The sequence below is a fragment of the Aequorivita flava genome, assembly GCF_038742595.1.
GTDB classification, from domain to species: Bacteria; Bacteroidota; Bacteroidia; order Flavobacteriales; family Flavobacteriaceae; genus Aequorivita; species Aequorivita marisscotiae.
On record NZ_JBANCF010000010.1, the window covers coordinates 74,395 to 91,432 of the forward strand.

The 17,038-nt window shown below is 39.3% G+C and carries 12 protein-coding genes, 1 pseudogene and 2 riboswitches; of the genes and pseudogenes, 11 read left to right on the plus strand and 2 right to left on the minus strand.

Annotated features, from left to right (window positions below; all coding sequences use genetic code 11):
• Positions 1-101 precede the first annotated feature (101 nt).
• A complete protein-coding gene (locus tag VZD24_RS11855; RefSeq protein ID WP_342687731.1) occupies positions 102-1,646 on the plus strand; it encodes a M20/M25/M40 family metallo-hydrolase in 1,545 nt (514 codons plus the stop codon).
• A gap of 111 nt (positions 1,647-1,757) precedes the next feature.
• On the opposite strand, the gene metK is transcribed toward VZD24_RS11855, so the two are convergent.
• Positions 1,758-3,014, minus strand: a complete 1,257-nt coding sequence (metK, locus tag VZD24_RS11860; protein ID WP_342687732.1) for a methionine adenosyltransferase — start codon at positions 3,012-3,014, stop codon at positions 1,758-1,760.
• A 400-nt stretch (positions 3,015-3,414) separates the two neighbouring features.
• Positions 3,415-3,556, plus strand: a riboswitch (SAM riboswitch).
• A 126-nt stretch (positions 3,557-3,682) separates the two neighbouring features.
• Here metK and VZD24_RS11865 point away from each other — a divergent pair.
• From VZD24_RS11865 to VZD24_RS11910, 10 genes and pseudogenes are all read left to right on the plus strand, one after another.
• Positions 3,683-4,978, plus strand: coding sequence for an O-acetylhomoserine aminocarboxypropyltransferase/cysteine synthase family protein (locus VZD24_RS11865; RefSeq protein ID WP_342687733.1), 1,296 nt, complete (start codon positions 3,683-3,685; stop codon positions 4,976-4,978).
• Between the two features lie 28 nt (positions 4,979-5,006).
• The gene (locus tag VZD24_RS11870) at positions 5,007-6,014 is read left to right on the plus strand and encodes an alpha/beta fold hydrolase (RefSeq protein WP_342687735.1); all 1,008 of its coding nucleotides are present in this window, start codon (positions 5,007-5,009) and stop codon (positions 6,012-6,014) included.
• A 40-nt stretch (positions 6,015-6,054) separates the two neighbouring features.
• Positions 6,055-7,137 (plus strand): annotated as a pseudogene (locus VZD24_RS11875) (homoserine dehydrogenase family protein); the annotation flags it as partial.
• Positions 7,138-7,317: 180 nt separating this feature from the next.
• Entirely contained in the window at positions 7,318-7,740 is a 423-nt protein-coding gene (locus VZD24_RS11880; RefSeq protein WP_279448956.1) for an OsmC family protein, read from the plus strand.
• Between the two features lie 189 nt (positions 7,741-7,929).
• Positions 7,930-8,039: riboswitch (SAM riboswitch) on the plus strand.
• A gap of 245 nt (positions 8,040-8,284) precedes the next feature.
• Positions 8,285-9,298: a homocysteine S-methyltransferase family protein gene (locus tag VZD24_RS11885; protein WP_342687737.1), complete on the plus strand. Its 1,014-nt coding sequence runs from the start codon at positions 8,285-8,287 to the stop codon at positions 9,296-9,298.
• Positions 9,295-10,236 carry a pyridoxal-phosphate dependent enzyme gene (locus VZD24_RS11890; RefSeq protein ID WP_342687738.1) on the plus strand — a complete coding sequence of 314 codons (942 nt, stop codon included), beginning with the start codon at positions 9,295-9,297 and terminating at the stop codon, positions 10,234-10,236. The genes VZD24_RS11885 and VZD24_RS11890 overlap by 4 nt, the downstream gene beginning before the upstream one ends.
• Positions 10,237-10,311: 75 nt before the next feature.
• A complete protein-coding gene (metH, locus tag VZD24_RS11895; RefSeq protein WP_342687739.1) occupies positions 10,312-13,086 on the plus strand; it encodes a methionine synthase in 2,775 nt (924 codons plus the stop codon).
• A 108-nt stretch (positions 13,087-13,194) separates the two neighbouring features.
• Positions 13,195-14,151: a methylenetetrahydrofolate reductase [NAD(P)H] gene (gene metF / locus VZD24_RS11900; RefSeq protein WP_342687740.1), complete on the plus strand. Its 957-nt coding sequence runs from the start codon at positions 13,195-13,197 to the stop codon at positions 14,149-14,151.
• Positions 14,152-14,221: 70 nt separating this feature from the next.
• On the plus strand, positions 14,222-15,331 hold the full coding sequence (locus tag VZD24_RS11905) for an acyloxyacyl hydrolase (RefSeq protein ID WP_342687741.1): 1,110 nt from the start codon (positions 14,222-14,224) through the stop codon (positions 15,329-15,331).
• A gap of 28 nt (positions 15,332-15,359) precedes the next feature.
• Positions 15,360-16,109, plus strand: coding sequence for a head GIN domain-containing protein (locus VZD24_RS11910; RefSeq protein ID WP_342687742.1), 750 nt, complete (start codon positions 15,360-15,362; stop codon positions 16,107-16,109).
• Here the strand turns inward: VZD24_RS11910 and gldA are convergent.
• Entirely contained in the window at positions 16,096-16,995 is a 900-nt protein-coding gene (gene gldA / locus VZD24_RS11915) for a gliding motility-associated ABC transporter ATP-binding subunit GldA (RefSeq protein WP_279448949.1), read from the minus strand. The genes VZD24_RS11910 and gldA overlap by 14 nt on opposite strands.
• Positions 16,996-17,038 lie beyond the last annotated feature (43 nt).

The following is a 17,038-nucleotide window of genomic DNA, read 5'->3' on the forward strand; positions in this document are numbered from 1 at the left end:
TGGAAGAGAAAAACTTTGGGGTCTTTACATGCATTAAAAGGAAAATCTTAAAATAAATTGTAGTTTTAGGAATTTATTTTTAACCTGAAATTATACCAAAAATGAAAAAGATTTTTACTTCAGTTTTTCTACTATTATTTGCCTTCCCCATCTTTTCACAGACGCAAAGTGAGGTTGTGGAAGCCATCCAAAAAGAAGCGTACGAAAATTCACAGCTCGATATCCTTGCCCATGAATTGCTGGACGATATTGGCCCGCGCTTAGTGGGAACCCCTCAAATGCAACAAGCGCACGATTGGGCGGTTAACAAATATAAAGGGTGGGGTATTTCCGCAGAAAACCAACAATGGGGCGAGTGGAAAGGTTGGGAACGAGGGATAACCCATATAGACATGGTCTATCCGCGCGTTCAAACTTTAAACGGGATGCAACTGGCGTGGAGTCCCGGAACTTCATCAAAAGGTGTAACAGCCGAATTGATAGTACTTCCCGAGATAAAAGATTCAATTTCATTCAGAAAATGGCTGCCAACCGTCAAAGGAAAATTTGTAATGATTGCAATGAAGCAACCCACCGGAAGGCCGGACGATAATTGGAAAGAATGGGCCACACCCGAATCTTTTGAAAAAATGAAGACGGAAAGAGAAGAAATGACCAAAGAGTGGAACCAAAACATAAAACGCAGTGGCTACGACAGAAGAAGCATTATTCCTGCGTTGGAAAGTGCTGGTGCAGTCGGAATTATAGATTCATACTGGTCTAGAGGCTTTGGGGTAAATAAAATTTTTGGCGCGCGTACTAAAAAGATACCAAGCGTTGACATTCAGTTGGAAGATTACAGTATGCTTTACAGAATGGTGGAACACGGCGATAAGCCTAAAATTCATGTGGTTGCAGAGTCTAAAGATCTTGGTGTAGTGCCAACATTTAATACAATTGCCCAAATAAAAGGAACCGAAAAACCTGACGAATACGTAATTCTTTCAGCACATTTTGATTCTTGGGATGGCGGAACGGGAGCAACTGATAACGGCACAGGCACATTGGTAATGATGGAAGCCATGCGCATCCTTAAAAAAGTATATCCAAATCCAAAACGCACTATTTTAGTGGGCCATTGGGGTAGTGAGGAGCAGGGATTAAACGGCTCTTCCTCGTTTGTTGCAGATCATCCGGAAATTGTAAATAATGTTCAGGCGGTCTTTAATCAAGACAACGGAACGGGTAGAGCAGTGAGTATTAATGGCGCAGGATTTTTACAATCTTACGAATATATTTCACGTTGGTTAAAGGCAGTTCCAGATACTATTAGCAAGCATATAGAAACTACATTTCCGGGCAGACCATCCTCTGGCGGATCAGACAATGCGAGTTTTGTGGCTGCAGGCGCGCCCGCATTTAATTTAAGCTCATTGAGCTGGGATTACTGGAATTACACTTGGCACACAAACCTAGACACCTACGATAAGATTGTTTTTGACGATGTGCAAAGCAATGTAATTTTAGCTGCAATTATGGCTTATATGGCTTCGGAAGACGATTCAAAAACTTCGCGAGAGCAGATTATTTTACCAATAAATGATAGAACTGGCGAACAGCAAACTTGGCCAACGCCAAGAGTTCCGGAACGGAAAGGAGGACTGTAACTTTTTCAAATCTCAAAAAATTAAATCCCAAATTCCAAAAACTAACTTTTGGAATTTGGGATTTGATTTTTAGAATTTATTTATTCTAATCAGTTCGAGCGCAGTCGAGAATTATTTAAGTTGGAAGGCTTCTTTTACTTCATCAACATAGTCCAACTTTTCCCAAGTAAAGAGCTCCACTTCTTTTTCCATTTTGCCATTGTACGGGCTTTCAAAAGTTTTTGTAATAATTTGAGGTTCCCTTCCCATATGGCCGTAAGAAGCCGTTTCGGAATAAATAGGATTTCTCAATTTCAATCTTTTTTCAATTGCCGCCGGGCGCATATTGAAAATTTCAGCAACCTTTTTCGCAATTTCACCATCAGAAAGGTTTACATTTTTAGAATTGTAGGTATTTACTAAAATTGAAGTTGGCTCTACAACCCCAATTGCATAACTTACTTGAACTAAAATTTCATCCGCAACACCTGCAGCAACTAGGTTTTTCGCAATATGTCGTGCAGCATACGCAGCACTTCTATCTACTTTACTCGGGTCTTTTCCGCTAAAAGCACCGCCGCCGTGGGCACCTTTTCCACCGTAGGTATCAACGATAATCTTTCTACCCGTTAGCCCGGTATCGCCGTGTGGTCCACCGATTACAAATTTTCCTGTAGGGTTTATGTGATAAACTATTTCATCATTGAACAATTTTTGAACGTATTCGGGTAGCAATTTCTTTACTCTCGGCATTAAAATTTCCGTGATGTCTTTTTTGATTTTAGCAAGCATTTTTTCATCTTCATCAAACTCATCGTGCTGGGTAGAAACTACAATTGCAACAATTTTCTGCGGAATATTATCATCGCTATACTCAATTGTAACCTGGCTTTTCGCATCGGGACGAAGATATTTTATTTCAGAATTTTCGCGACGAAGCGCAGCCAATTCAATTAAAATTTTATGCGAAATATCTAACGCTAAGGGCATATAATTTTCGGTTTCCTTTGTGGCATAACCGAACATCATTCCTTGGTCGCCAGCGCCTTGTTCTTCTTTATTTGCACGATCAACACCTTGGTTAATATCTTGTGATTGCTCGTGAATTAGCGAAATTACGCCGCATGAATCGCCACTGAATTTATACTCGCCCTTTGTATAACCAATTTTGTTTATCACATCGCGCGCAATATTTTGTACATCAAGGTACGTGTTACTTTTTACTTCCCCGGCTAAAACAACTTGCCCGGTGGTAACCAATGTTTCACAAGCAACTTTACTCTCTGGATCAAAAGCCAAAAAGTTATCTAAAAGCGCATCGCTAACTTGATCCGCAACTTTGTCTGGGTGTCCTTCAGAAACACTTTCTGAAGTAAATAAATAGGCCATAATTTGTATTTAAAATTTTATAAAAAATTAAAACGACGTTGGACAAAATGACGTAAGATGTAAGACTAAAATTAATTGTTTAATTGATCTGAACATCCTAGTCTTAAGTCCTATATCCAAAAGTCTTATGTCATTTTCAAAAGATTTGACGAGCGCGCCAAAGGGAAGTTTTCACTGCCTTTAGCATTTTTAACCCCACATTTGTCGTTGGGTTTCAAACTTGAAAAGTCCAAGCTTGAAGAGGTTGCAATCAGTCAAATCTTTCCTCTTAAATTATCTTGGGCAAAAGTAGAAAAATTAAATGAAGTAGAATTTTATTTAAAGATTTTTGGCGAAATATTTGGGTATTAAATTTTTCCGACGCTATATTTGCACTCACAAAGTTCAAACCTTTATTGAAATGTTATCAAGAAAGGCCGAGGGAATAGACCCTATGACGCCTTAGCAACCCTTAAATTCCCGCGCAGGCGGGAATCTCATTTAAGAAGGTGCTACATTCTACAACAATTTTGAATTTTTTCTGAATTGGCGATAGATAACGACAAGACAATTTCTTTTCTGAAATTGCTTTTCATTTTTTCTTTTTAACATTTTTCTATTGAAGTTCGTCGTAAGGCGTATTTTGGCTTTTGTTTTAATTTTTTTATTAACTCAAAAAAACTAGAAAAATGAGTACACAAAACAATTTCGCAACAAACTTGTTGCACGCAGGACACGATGTAACCGCCAACGGAGGAACCAGAGCGGTGCCAATTTACCAGACTTCCAGCTACGTTTTTAAAAATAGCGACCACGCTGCAAACTTGTTCAATCTTTCTGAACCCGGATTTATTTATTCGCGCCTTAACAATCCAACTTGCGATATTTTGGAAAAACGTTTGGCGGCTTTGGAAGGAGGCATTGGAGCCGTTACTACTGCATCGGGTGCATCTGCCATTTCAACTGCATTATTAACGCTGCTTCGCGCTGGCGACCATATTGTGGCGTCCAGCAGTTTGTACGGCGGCACGTTCAATTTATTGAACGTTACTTTGCCCCGATTGGGAATTACAACCACTTTTGTGGATGGCGCTAACCCAGAAGATTTTGGAAATGCCGTAAAAGAAAATACTCGCGCAATTTTTATTGAATCGCTCGGAAACCCAAAGTTGGACGTTTTAGATATTGAAGCAATTGCAGCGGAGGCGAAAGCGAATAAAATTCCGCTAATCGTAGATAATACAGTCGCTTCCCCAGCTTTGTTGAACCCAATTGCGCATGGTGCAAATATTGTAATCCATTCGCTTACCAAATATATAAATGGTAACGGTACAACCTTGGGTGGCGCAATTATAGACGCCGGAAATTTTGATTGGACCAACGGAAAATTCCCTGAATTCACGGAACCATCTGCTGGATATCACGGCTTGATTTATTCCGAAGTTTTAAAGGAAGCTGCTTTTATCGGAAAAGTACGGCTCGAAGGGCTTCGCGATTTCGGTGCCGCGCTGAGTCCGTTTAGTGCTTTTCAAATTATCCAAGGGCTGGAAACTTTGGAAATTCGACTTAAAAAACACAGTGAAAACGCACTGGAATTTGCAAAGTGGCTGCAAAGTTGCGAAGAAGTAGCATGGGTAAATTATCCTGGTTTGGAGGATAATCCGTATTTCCAACTTGCCCAAAAATACCTGCCAAAGGGGCAAAGTGGCTTGGTTACATTCGGGGTAAATGGTGGTTTTGAAGCTGCTAAAAAAGTAGTTGATAACGTAAAGTTATTTTCTCTTTTGGCGAATATTGGCGATACAAAATCGTTGATAATTCATCCCGCAAGCACTACGCACCAACAGCTCAGCGAAGTAGATCAAGATTCGTCGGGTGTAAGCTCAGATTTAATTAGACTTTCAGTGGGTCTGGAAAATATTGAAGATTTAAAAGCCGATTTACAACAAGCCTTTAAAGCTATTTGTAAAGAGGAATTGGTATAACTATTCCCCATTTTAACTCTGAAATCAAATGGCTAATCTTTCAAATTTAGAAATTGAGGAATACACAACCCATAGCGGGTTTACAGTCAAGAACCTTTCATTAACATATCAAGTTTTTGGAAGGCAATTGGGTACGGCACCCGTAGTTTTGGTAACGCATGCCCTTACTGGAAACAGTAATGTTTGTGGCAAAAATGGTTGGTGGAAACGGTTAATTGGTGCTGAAAAATGTATCGATATTAACGCATATACCATTCTATCATTCAATATTCCGGGCAATGGTTTTGACGGTTTTTTAATTGAAAATTATGAAAACATCACCATTAACGATATAGCGCAATGGTTTTTAATAGGATTGGAACAACTTAAAATATCAAAAATTTTTGCTGGTATCGGGGGTTCCTTGGGCGGAAGTATTCTGTGGCAAATGGCAGTTTTACAACCAAAATTGTTTCAGAATATAATTCCCATTGCAACCGATTGGAAAGCCACAGATTGGGTAATCGCACAGTGTAGAGTGCAAAAACAGATTTTAAATAATTCTGAAAATCCTGTTCACGATGCCCGCGTTCACGCGATGACATTCTATAGATCACCGCAATCTTTTAAGCAGAAATTTAATAGAAGTTTTAGTGAAACCACTCCCATTTTTAATATTGAAAGTTGGCTGCTGCATCACGGCAAATCCTTAAAAAATCGTTTTCAATTGCAAGCCTACAAAATGATGAATCATTTATTAACGACATCAAATTTTGAATCCGAAGAAATTTTCAGAGAAGTGGCTTCAAAAATTGAAGGAAACATTTATTTGGTTGGAATTGATAGCGACGGATTTTATTTAAACGAAGAAATAAAAGAAACATATTCTTTATTAAAACCGATAAAAAATAACGTGCATTTTGCCGAAATAAATTCCATTCACGGACACGATGCATTTTTAATTGAATACAATCAATTGGCGGGAATTCTGAACCCCATTTTTAACACAGAAGCAATTACAAAAACAATAAATTATGAGCACGCAAGTATTGGATAACCCAGTTATAAACCGAATTGATCTAAACACCATAAAAAAGAAAAAGATAAACATTGCCATTTTCGGCCACGGAAATGTGGGTAGCCATTTGGTGAACCAAATAATCTCCTCGAAAGAAGAAATTTCCCGAAGACGCGATTTGGAACTGAATATTTTTGCAATCGCAAATTCAAAAACGGTATTACTTCAACAAGATGGATTAACCAAAAACTGGATTGACGAAAAAATTGAATCTGGTAAAGAATACAATCCCGAAGAAGTTATTTCCTTCGCGAAAACCAACAACCTTCAAAACCTGATTTTAGTTGATAATACTGCCGATGCAAGTTTTGTTCGAAATTATTCAAATTTTGTTGAAAACGGTTTCCATTTGGTTTCTTCAAACAAAATTGCTAACACATTGGATTTGAATTTTTACAAAGACCTTCGCCAAAAACTGACTTCAAAAAAACGTCAATATTTATACGAAACAAATGTGGGCGCAGGACTTCCGTTGATTGATACCATTAAATTGTTACACCTTTCGGGTGAAAATATCACACGAATTCGCGGTGTATTTTCAGGTTCGTTAAGTTATATTTTCAATACTTTTTCTGAAGAAGACAAACCGTTCAGCGCCGTCTTAAATTCAGCAATCCACAAAGGATTTACAGAGCCAGATCCGCGCGAAGACCTTTGTGGCAATGACGTTGGCAGGAAATTACTTATCTTAGCGAGAGAATTGGATTTGCACAATGAGTTTGAAGATATTTCCATTCAAAACCTGATTCCAAAGGATTTGCGAAAGGTTTCAAAAGAAGATTTTTTAAATCGAATACAGGAATTGGATGTCCCGTTTCAAATTAAAAAGAAAAACCAATCGAAATATTTTGTTTTCCGTTACGTTGCAGATTTGCACGGCGATTTGTCAAAGGAAACGGGGGCGCTGTTGGATGTGAGTTTGGTATCGGTTCCCAAAAATAGTATGTTGGGAGCGCTAAAAGGAAGCGATTCAATTTTTGAAATTTATACCGAAAGTTACGGCGACAACCCAATCGTTATCCAAGGCGCCGGCGCGGGAGCAGCGGTTACGGCTCGAGGTGTTTTCGGAGATATTTTGCGGATAAGTGATAAAGAAAATTAAACTTCCTGCAATGTTTTAAAAACCTTGTAGGTCTAATGAAAAATTCGATGAAAATAAATTTAGAAAGAAAAAACAACAACTATCTTTTTGGAGCGCTGCGATGCGAGATAAAAGACTAAACCTCCTGCAAGGTGTTCCTCGCTTTTTCAGCGAGACTCCTTGTAGGTCTAAAGAAAAATAATGAAAGTTAACTTAGAAAGAAAAAACGACAATTACCTATTTGAAGCAAAAGGCGCTTCGGGCGTTCCTGTATTCATAGACAATAAAACCGACGAACCATCCAAAGGCGCAAGCCCAATGGAGCTTTTGCTGATGGGCGTTGGCGGTTGCAGCGCGATAGACGTTATCATGATTTTGAAAAAACAGCGACAGGAAATTACTTCTTATAAAATGGAAGTAGAAGGCCAGCGAAAGGAAGTGCGCGATGCAAAACCTTTTGAGGCAATCCACGTAAAATTGTATTTGGAAGGCAAAATTGACGAAGCAAAAGCCATCCGGGCGGCGCAGCTCAGTTTTGAAAAATACTGTTCGGTTTCCATCACCATGGAGGCTTCGGTAAAGATTTCGTACAGCATCGTTCTCAATGGGAATGTTATAAAATGACGAAAAGACGAAATGATGAAAAGAGGAAAAGAGGAAAAGAGGAAAAAACGAATTCTTTTATGTCCTTTCATCCTTTAGCGAAGCAGTCCTTTCATCTTTCAGCGAAGCGGTCTTAAGTCTTTTCCAAAACTAAATTTTGTATTGTAGACTTTATAATGTTACTTTGCATCAGTTCATATTCATAGTTAAAAGTTATCAAGAAAGGCCGAGGGAATAGACCCTTTGACGCCTTAGCAACCTCCCGAACTTTCGGGGAAGGTGCTACATTCTACTTCTGCCGTAGCGGGGATAGATAACAAAAAATAGGTTTTTCCTTCACCTTTTCTTGATATAATTTTTTTAAAGGCGTGCCCCGTGAAAAACGGGTCGGGCTCTCGGCACTCGCTTTTATTTTTATTTTCAAAAAAATAAAGAGCTCAAACAAAGCCTCCATCCCTCACGCAAATCAGAAGACCTACAAGGTAGCCTGCGGCAATACCTTGCAGGATTTACGCAACTTCCTGCATGGTTTCCAAAACCTTGTAGGTTTATAAAAAAGGAAATAATGAATAAAATACAACAAGCACTAAAAAACCGAATTCTCATCCTCGATGGCGCCATGGGCACGATGCTGCAGCGCTATAAATTTTCCGAAGAAGATTTTCGCAGTGAACGGTTTGCAGATTTTCATAAATCGGTAAAAGGAAACAATGATTTGCTTTCCATCACGCAGCCGCAGGCAATTGCAGAAATCCATTCAAAATATTTCGCGGCAGGCGCAGATATTGTGGAAACAAACACATTTTCCAGCACCACCATCGCGATGGCAGATTACGATATGCAGGATTTGGTTTATGAACTTAATTACGAATCGGCCAAAATCGCAAAAAAAGTAGCTGAGGAATTTACCGCAAAAGAGCCACACAAACCCCGTTTTGTGGCTGGAGCAATGGGTCCGACAAACAAAACCGCGAGTATGAGCCCCGATGTAAACGATCCCGGTTTTCGGGCAATTTCATTTGAAGAACTGCGTGTAGCCTACAAACAACAAGCCGAAGCCTTGATTGACGGAGGCGTGGATATCCTTTTGGTAGAAACTATTTTTGATACATTAAATGCCAAAGCAGCCCTTTTTGCAATTGATGAAATTAAGGAAGAACGAAATATTGAAATCCCCATAATGATTAGCGGAACAATTACCGATGCTTCCGGGCGAACGCTATCCGGCCAAACTGCAGAGGCATTTTTGATTTCAATTTCGCATATTCCACTTTTGAGCGTTGGCTTCAATTGTGCTTTGGGCGCCAAACAACTCACGCCCCATTTGGAAGTAATTGCAAACCGCACCAATCTTGCCGTGAGTGCCTACCCAAATGCAGGCTTGCCAAACGCGTTTGGTGAATACGATGAAAGTCCTTCGCAGATGGCAGAACAAGTAAAAGAATATTTAGACAAGCAGTTGGTAAACATCATCGGTGGTTGCTGTGGAACTACGCCAGAACACATTAATGCCATTACTGAAATTGCTTCCCATTACAAACCGCGACCCGTTTTTCAATCTGAAAACATTGCTATATGATTCCCACAAAACAAGAGGTAGAAGAAGCATGTGATCGTGTAAAGCCATACGTTCACAACACCCCTGTGCTAAAATCTTCTTTTATAAATGAATTGGTTGGCGCCGAAGTTTTCTTTAAATGTGAGAATTTTCAAAAGATGGGCGCTTTTAAAATGCGGGGTGCAACCAATGCCATTTTGCAACTTTCCGAAACGCAGAAAAAAGCGGGCGTCGTAACACATTCCTCCGGTAATTTTGCGCAAGCACTGTCTTTGGCGGCGAAAAATTTGGACGTAAAAGCATATATCGTTATGCCTGAAAATGCGCCACAAGTGAAAAAGGAAGCGGTAAAAGGTTACGGCGGAATAATCACGGAATCTGAATCTACTCCAATCGCCCGTGAAACCGAAGCCGAACGGATTCAAAAAGAAACTGGCGCTACATTTATTCACCCTTCAAACAACAGAAATGTAATTCTTGGCAATGCAACTTCGGCGGCTGAATTGCTGCAATCACACCCCGATTTGGATTGTATTTTCACGCCCGTTGGTGGTGGTGGATTGATTGCCGGCACTTCACTTGCAGTAAACTATTTCGGAAAAGACTGTAAAACAATCGGTGGCGAACCTTTTGAAGTTGACGATGCTTTTCGAAGTCTTCAAAGTGGAAAAATAGAATTCAACGAAACCACAAATACAATCGCCGACGGACTTAAAACCTTTCTGGGCGATATCAATTTTCCAATTATACAGGAATTTGTTTCAGAAATAATTCGTGTTGAAGAAGCCGAAATCATTTCCGCAATGAAACTTATTTGGGAACGTATGAAAATAATCATTGAGCCAAGCAGTGCAGTTGCTTTTGCAGCCTTGCTTCGCGAAAAAGATAGATTTAAAAACAAAAAAGTTGGAATTATAATTTCTGGCGGAAATGTGGATTTAAAGAATTTGCCATTCTAAAACCTTGGCGTCTTTGCGCCTTTGCGAGAAAAAATGCACGCAAAGTCGCAAAGACGCTAAGCAAATAAAGTTGAAATGAAAGATAAAAGATATTTAAAATTATCAGGCTTAGACCCTTTAATCATCACCCCTGAAAGCAATTTCATAAATGTGGGAGAACGCACCAATGTGGCAGGTTCAAAGAAATTTCTTCGACTTATAAAAGAACGGAATTTTGAGGAAGCACTTTCCGTTGCCCGTGAACAAGTTGAAAATGGCGCACAAATCATCGACATCAATATGGATGATGGTTTAATTGATGGCAAAGAGGCGATGGTGAAATTTTTAAATCTCGTAATCGCCGAACCCGATATTTCGCGTGTTCCCATTATGATTGATAGCAGCAAGTGGGAAATTATTGAAGCCGGTTTGCAGGTGGTTCAGGGTAAATGTGTGGTGAATTCCATCAGTTTAAAGGAGGGCGAAGCTGAATTCATCCACCACGCAAAACTGATTAAACGCTACGGCGCCGCGTTAATCGTGATGGCTTTTGATGAAACTGGTCAAGCCGATAATTACGAGAGACGAATAGAAATCGCCAAACGCTCCTATGATATTTTGGTGAATCAAGTAAAGTTCGCACCCGAGGATATTATTTTCGATTTAAACATTTTTCCCGTCGCAACGGGAATGGACGAACACCGAAGAAATGCAGTCGATTTTATTGAAGCCACGCGTTGGGTTCGTGAAAATCTGCCACACGTGAGTGTAAGTGGTGGGGTGAGCAATGTTTCATTCAGTTTCCGCGGAAATGATCCCGTACGGGAAGCGATGCATTCCGTGTTTTTGTATCACGCCATTCAAGCCGGGATGAATATGGGGATTGTAAACCCATCATTGCTGGAGGTGTATGATAATATTCCAAAGGATTTATTGGAGCGCGTTGAAGACGTTATGTTAGACCGTCGTGAGGACGCCACGGAACGTTTGCTCGATTTTGCCGAAACCGTAAAAGGAAGTGCAAAGGAAAGTAAAATCGATCTCTCTTGGCGAGAAGAACCTTTGCAAAACCGAATTACGAGAGCGTTGGTAAAAGGAATTGATGAATTTATTATTGAAGATATTGAAGAAGCACGAATTAGCGTTTCAAAACCCATTGAGGTAATCGAAGGTCATTTAATGACAGGAATGAATGTTGTTGGCGACCTTTTCGGCAGCGGAAAAATGTTTTTGCCGCAAGTGGTGAAGAGTGCGCGGGTTATGAAAAAAGCGGTGGCGTACTTGCTCCCATATATTGAAAAAGCTAAAAAGGATTTGGCTGAAAAGTCCCCCCAACCCCCTAAGGGGGCTTTACAGGATTCCGAAACTTCGGTTCCCCCTTTGGGGGATAGGGGGACAGACTCAGCAGGCCGCATACTGATGGCAACTGTGAAAGGCGATGTACACGACATCGGGAAAAACATTGTCGGCGTTGTTTTGGCGTGCAATAATTATGAAATTATAGATTTGGGCGTAATGGTGCCGCCTGAAAAAATAATAGCGACTGCAAAGGAGGAAAATGTGGATGCCATCGGCTTGAGTGGATTAATTACGCCTTCGTTGGACGAAATGGTTTTTTTGGCGAAGGAAATGCAACGGCAAAATTTCAAAGTACCGCTATTAATTGGCGGTGCAACTACAAGTAGAGCGCATACTGCGGTAAAAATTGATCCGCAGTACGAATGTGCGGTTGTTCATATAAATGACGCTTCCCGTGCCGTTACCGTGGTTGGTGATTTGTTGAAAAAAGAAACTTCAACTTCCTATAAAGAAAATATAAAGCAGGAATATGATACTTTCAGAAAGGATTTTTTGAAACGCCAAAAGGTAAAAACCTATTTGCCCATTTCAGAAGCGCGAAAAAATAAATTTCAAATTGATTGGAAAACTTCTGAAATAGTTAAACCGAATCAGTTGGGGGTTCACGTACTAAAAGACTTCGATTTAAATCTATTGTTGGATTATTTAGATTGGACGCCTTTTTTTAGAAGTTGGGAGCTTCACGGAAGATATCCCAATATTTTAACCGATGAAGTTGTGGGTGAACAAGCGTCGGAATTATTTAAAGATGCACAACAAATGCTCAACAAAATAATTTCAGAAAAACTATTGGAGGCACGGGCGGTATTTGGAATTTTTGAGGCGAATACTATTAATGACGACGATATTGAATTGCAGAATGTCAGTTCGAGCGCAGTCGAGAACCTTTCCACAAAAGGAAAATTTAACTTTAGAACCCTACGCCAACAATCCAAAAAAGCAAAAGGAAAACCGAACATTGCTTTGGCAGATTTTATTGCGCCAAAAGAAACTGGAATTCAGGATTACATTGGTTGTTTCTGCGTTAGCGCAGGTTTTGGAACTGCAGAACTTGCCGCCAAATATGTTGCAGACCATGACGATTACAACGCAATTATGGTAAAAGCATTGGCAGACCGTCTGGCGGAAGCTTTTGCGGAATATTTACACAAAGAGGTGCGCACCAATTATTGGGGGTATGCTTCGGAAGAAAATCTTAGTAACGAAGATTTAATTTCAGAAAAATATAAAGGAATTCGTCCCGCGCCGGGCTATCCCGCCTGTCCCGACCATTTGGAAAAGCGTACCATTTGGAAACTTTTGAACGTGAAGGAGAATATAGATGTAGAACTTACAGAACATATGGCAATGTGGCCAGCGGCCTCAGTTTCTGGCTATTATTTTGCCAATCCCGAAGCGCGCTATTTCGGTCTCGGAAAAATAAAGATAGACCAAGTGGAAGATTTCGCAACCCGAAAAAATATGAATTTAGACGAAGCCACGAATTGGCTTCGTCCCAATCTCGCTGACTAACCTGCAAGGTATTCCCCGACGCAGGAGGGGTTCCTTGTAGGTCTTTAAATAAATAATAAGATACCCGCCAAAGTTTATATTGAGCGGAGACGAAATACGGATAATTACATGAAAGTAACCGAACACATAAAAAACGGCAACGGAAAAACACAATTTTCGTTTGAGATTTTACCGCCTTTAAAGGGTGAAAACATACATTCCATTTTTGAAAATATTGATCCGTTAATGGAATTTAAACCACCGTATATCAATGTTACCTATCATCGTGAGGAATACGTTTTTAAGGAATTAAAAAACGGTTTAATTGAAAAAAAAGTTGTTCGCAAGCGGCCCGGAACAGTTGGCATTTGTGCCGCAATCCAAAATAAATATGAGGTTGATGCCGTCCCGCACATACTTTGCGGCGGATTTACAAAGGAAGAAACCGAGAATTTTTTAATAGATCTTCAGTTTTTGGGGATTGACAATGTAATGGCGCTTCGGGGCGATGCCGTGAAAAGCGAAACCTATTTCACCCCCAATAAAAATGGACATAAATACGCTTGCGACTTGGTGTCGCAGATACATTTAATGAATCACGGTAAATATTTGGATGAAGAACTTCAACATACGTTTCCGACGGATTTCTGCGTGGGCGTTGCCGGTTATCCCGAAAAACATATGGAGGCACCCAGTAGTGAAAGTGATATCCACTTTCTGAAAAAGAAAATTAAAAATGGCGCAGAGTACATTGTTACGCAAATGTTTTTCGATAATGAAAAGTACTTCCAATTTGTAGAAAAATGTAGAGCAGAAGGAATTACCGTGCCTATTATTCCGGGATTAAAACCCATTGCTGTTAAATCGCATCTCAATTTAATTCCGCATAGATTTAAAGTAGATTTGCCGGATTCCTTAGTAAAGGAGGTGGTTAAAGCAAAGGATAACAAGTCTGTACGGCAAATTGGGATAGATTGGTGCGTAAAGCAGAGCAAGGAACTTGTTAAGGCTGGCGTACCGTTTCTTCACTATTATTCCATGGGAAAAAGTAGTAATATAAAAATAATTGCTTCGCAGGTGTTTTAACTGAAAAAGAAAATAAATGCTTTCCCTCAATGTTTGAAGATTAGTTTATCTTTACGACCGTTGAAAAAATATGAAGCACCTACTTTCATCATTTGTTGCGATACTTTTTTGTTTCCCGCTTTTTTCGCAAGAAAAGGAATCGAAACCAATATCCCTAGAAGCTGAAGTTTTCTACGGGTCAATTTTAGAACACAATCCCGATATACAACATTTAATTACAGGTCATCCCACAGGTTTAATTTTTGCATTAAATAGAAAAACCTTCGGTTTTAAAGAGTGGGAACGACGCTATAATTATCCTGATTGGGGTTTTACCGTTGCCTATCAAAATTTGCACAATGAGTTTTTAGGAAATGCTTTTAGTGCATACGGCCATCTTAATTTCTACTTTTTAAAGCGTAATTTAATGATCCGGGTAGGGCAAGGGGTTGCTTTTGCTACAAACCCTTTTGATCCAAGTACCAATTTTAGAAACAATGCCTACGGCACGCATTTTTTGAGCAGCACGCTGTTAAAGGCTAGTTTTATACGCGAAAATATCTGGAAAGGCTTGGGGTTTCAAACTGGAGTTACCATAATACATTACAGTAATGCCAATTTAAAGGCTCCCAACAATAGCACTAATACTTTGGCGGTAAATGCGGGTGTAAGCTATCAATTAGATTACAAAGAACTTCCGGTATATATAGTAAAGGAAGATTCGCTCAGTAGGACGCACAGCGAACGTTTTAAATATAATTTTGCCATCAGATCTGGCTTAAACGAGAGCGATGTTGTGGGGCTGGGCCAAGAGCCGTTTGTTGTTCTTTCAGCTTTTGTGGATAAGCGCATTAATTATAAAAGCTCTTTTACCGCCGGAATAGATGTTTTCTACGCTGTTTTTTTAAAGGAATTAATTAAGTATCGCTCCATTGCTTATCACGAAGATAATATTACCGGAGATGAAGATTATAAACGTGTTGGAGTATTTGCGGGGCACGAGTGGCGCTTCAACAAAGTGGCTTTCGTTTCGCAGTTGGGATATTACATTTACTATCCATACGAGTTTGAAAACCGCGTATATAACAGATTGGGTTTAAAAAGATATTTCTTTGATGATACCGTTTTTGCAGCTGTTACCGTACACGCCCATTGGGCTAAAGCCGAAGCTGTGGAATTTGGTATTGGCTACCGTTTATAAAATAAAAGATTTTTCAGAAACAGAGGTTATGAAAAAATTAGTTTATATAGCATTATTGCTTCTTTTTGTTGGCTGCGACTCAGAGAAGGGCTGGGACTGTATTCAGGCTTCTGGAAATATTGTTGCCAAAGAAGTAAGTGTTCCGCCTTTTACAAAAATTATTGTTTGGGATCGTATTAAACTTTATATTCAGCAGGGAGAAGAACAAAATGTACGCATTGAAACGGGCGAGAATATTATCTCTAATATTGAAGTCTTTGTTAAAAATGGAAAATTGGAAATTCAAAATAATTACGGCTGTAACTTGGTACGCGATTACGGAGAAACAAAAGTATATATAACTGCTCCCGATATTACTGAAATAAGAAGTAGCACCGGTTATACTATTGAAAGTATAGGGGTGCTTAAATATCCATCGCTAACACTTTTATCTGAAGATCAGCAAAATGAAGATTTGTATCAGATTGATGGCGATTTTAAACTTGAATTGGAAGTTCAAAATTTGAATATTGTAGCCAATGGGCTTTCAACATTTTATCTTTCAGGCGCTGCAGAATTTGCGAGTTTTGGATTATATGCTGGAAATTCACGAATATTTTCTAAAGATTTAATTGTACAAACTCTGTACGTTCATCACAGAAGCACGGCCGAAATGGTTGTAAATCCGCAATTGGCCATTCGCGGAAAAATCTTGAGTTTGGGCAACGTAATTTCTAAAAACAGACCGCCGATTATTGAAGTTGAAGAACTCTATCGGGGTCGTCTTATTTTTCAGTAGTTAATTCGGTAAATAATTTTTCTAAAGTGGTGTTTTTTTGATGAAGTTGAAGAATTTTTAATCCGTTATCATGCGCAAAATCAAATACTTTGGCCCGCATGTCCTGTTCTGTTTTAAAATATAGCTGATAGACAAAACCTACAGAATTTTCAACCTTTTCAATCATTGGAAGTTTTTGTAACGCTACTTCTTCCACACGATAATCAAACTCTACTTCAATAATTTGCTGTTTATTGTTTTTTAAATCTTTTAGCTTTTTATCAAGTACAATTTCACCTTTATTAATAATTATCACGCGATCGCAAATGGCTTCTACTTCCTGCATAATATGTGTAGAAAGCAATACCGTTTTTTCTTCCCCAACGTTTTTTATAAGTTCGCGGATTTCAATTAATTGGTTGGGGTCTAAACCAGTAGTTGGCTCGTCGAGTATTAATACATCCGGGTTGTGCAACAGTGCATTTGCGAGCCCTACGCGTTGGCGATATCCTTTTGAAAGCGCTCCAATTTTTTTATTGGCTTCTGGCGTTAATCCTGTTTTTGTGATTATAATTTCTACTTCTGTTTTCGGGATATTGTAAATTCCCGCATTAAAAAGAAGGTATTCCCGAACATACATATCTAAATAAAGCGGATTGTGCTCTGGAAGATAACCAACACTTTTTTTAACGGCATTTGCATCTTTAGTGATTTCAAAACCATTAACAAATGCAACCCCTTCCGAAGCGGGAAGGTAGGTTGTTAAAACCTTCATCATTGTAGATTTGCCAGCACCATTGGGTCCTAAAAAACCAACTATTTCGCCTTTTTCAATGGTAAATGAAACTTGGTTCAACGCTTTTTGGTCGCCGTACGTTTTGGTAATATTTTCTACGTGTATAGACATATTTATAAAAGTTGAACAAAGTTAAGCAAATAAAAAATCGAAA

Bases quoted from the DNA above. Each gene is read 5' to 3' on its own strand.
- VZD24_RS11855 (WP_342687731.1), top strand. From the start codon at position 102: ATGAAAAAGATTTTTACTTCAGTTTTTCTACTATTATTTGCCTTCCCC.
- metK (WP_342687732.1), bottom strand. From the start codon at position 3,014: ATGGCCTATTTATTTACTTCAGAAAGTGTTTCTGAAGGACACCCAGAC.
- VZD24_RS11865 (WP_342687733.1), top strand. From the start codon at position 3,683: ATGAGTACACAAAACAATTTCGCAACAAACTTGTTGCACGCAGGACAC.
- VZD24_RS11870 (WP_342687735.1), top strand. From the start codon at position 5,007: ATGGCTAATCTTTCAAATTTAGAAATTGAGGAATACACAACCCATAGC.
- VZD24_RS11880 (WP_279448956.1), top strand. From the start codon at position 7,318: ATGAAAGTTAACTTAGAAAGAAAAAACGACAATTACCTATTTGAAGCA.
- VZD24_RS11885 (WP_342687737.1), top strand. From the start codon at position 8,285: ATGAATAAAATACAACAAGCACTAAAAAACCGAATTCTCATCCTCGAT.
- VZD24_RS11890 (WP_342687738.1), top strand. From the start codon at position 9,295: ATGATTCCCACAAAACAAGAGGTAGAAGAAGCATGTGATCGTGTAAAG.
- metH (WP_342687739.1), top strand. From the start codon at position 10,312: ATGAAAGATAAAAGATATTTAAAATTATCAGGCTTAGACCCTTTAATC.
- metF (WP_342687740.1), top strand. From the start codon at position 13,195: ATGAAAGTAACCGAACACATAAAAAACGGCAACGGAAAAACACAATTT.
- VZD24_RS11905 (WP_342687741.1), top strand. From the start codon at position 14,222: ATGAAGCACCTACTTTCATCATTTGTTGCGATACTTTTTTGTTTCCCG.
- VZD24_RS11910 (WP_342687742.1), top strand. From the start codon at position 15,360: ATGAAAAAATTAGTTTATATAGCATTATTGCTTCTTTTTGTTGGCTGC.
- gldA (WP_279448949.1), bottom strand. From the start codon at position 16,995: ATGTCTATACACGTAGAAAATATTACCAAAACGTACGGCGACCAAAAA.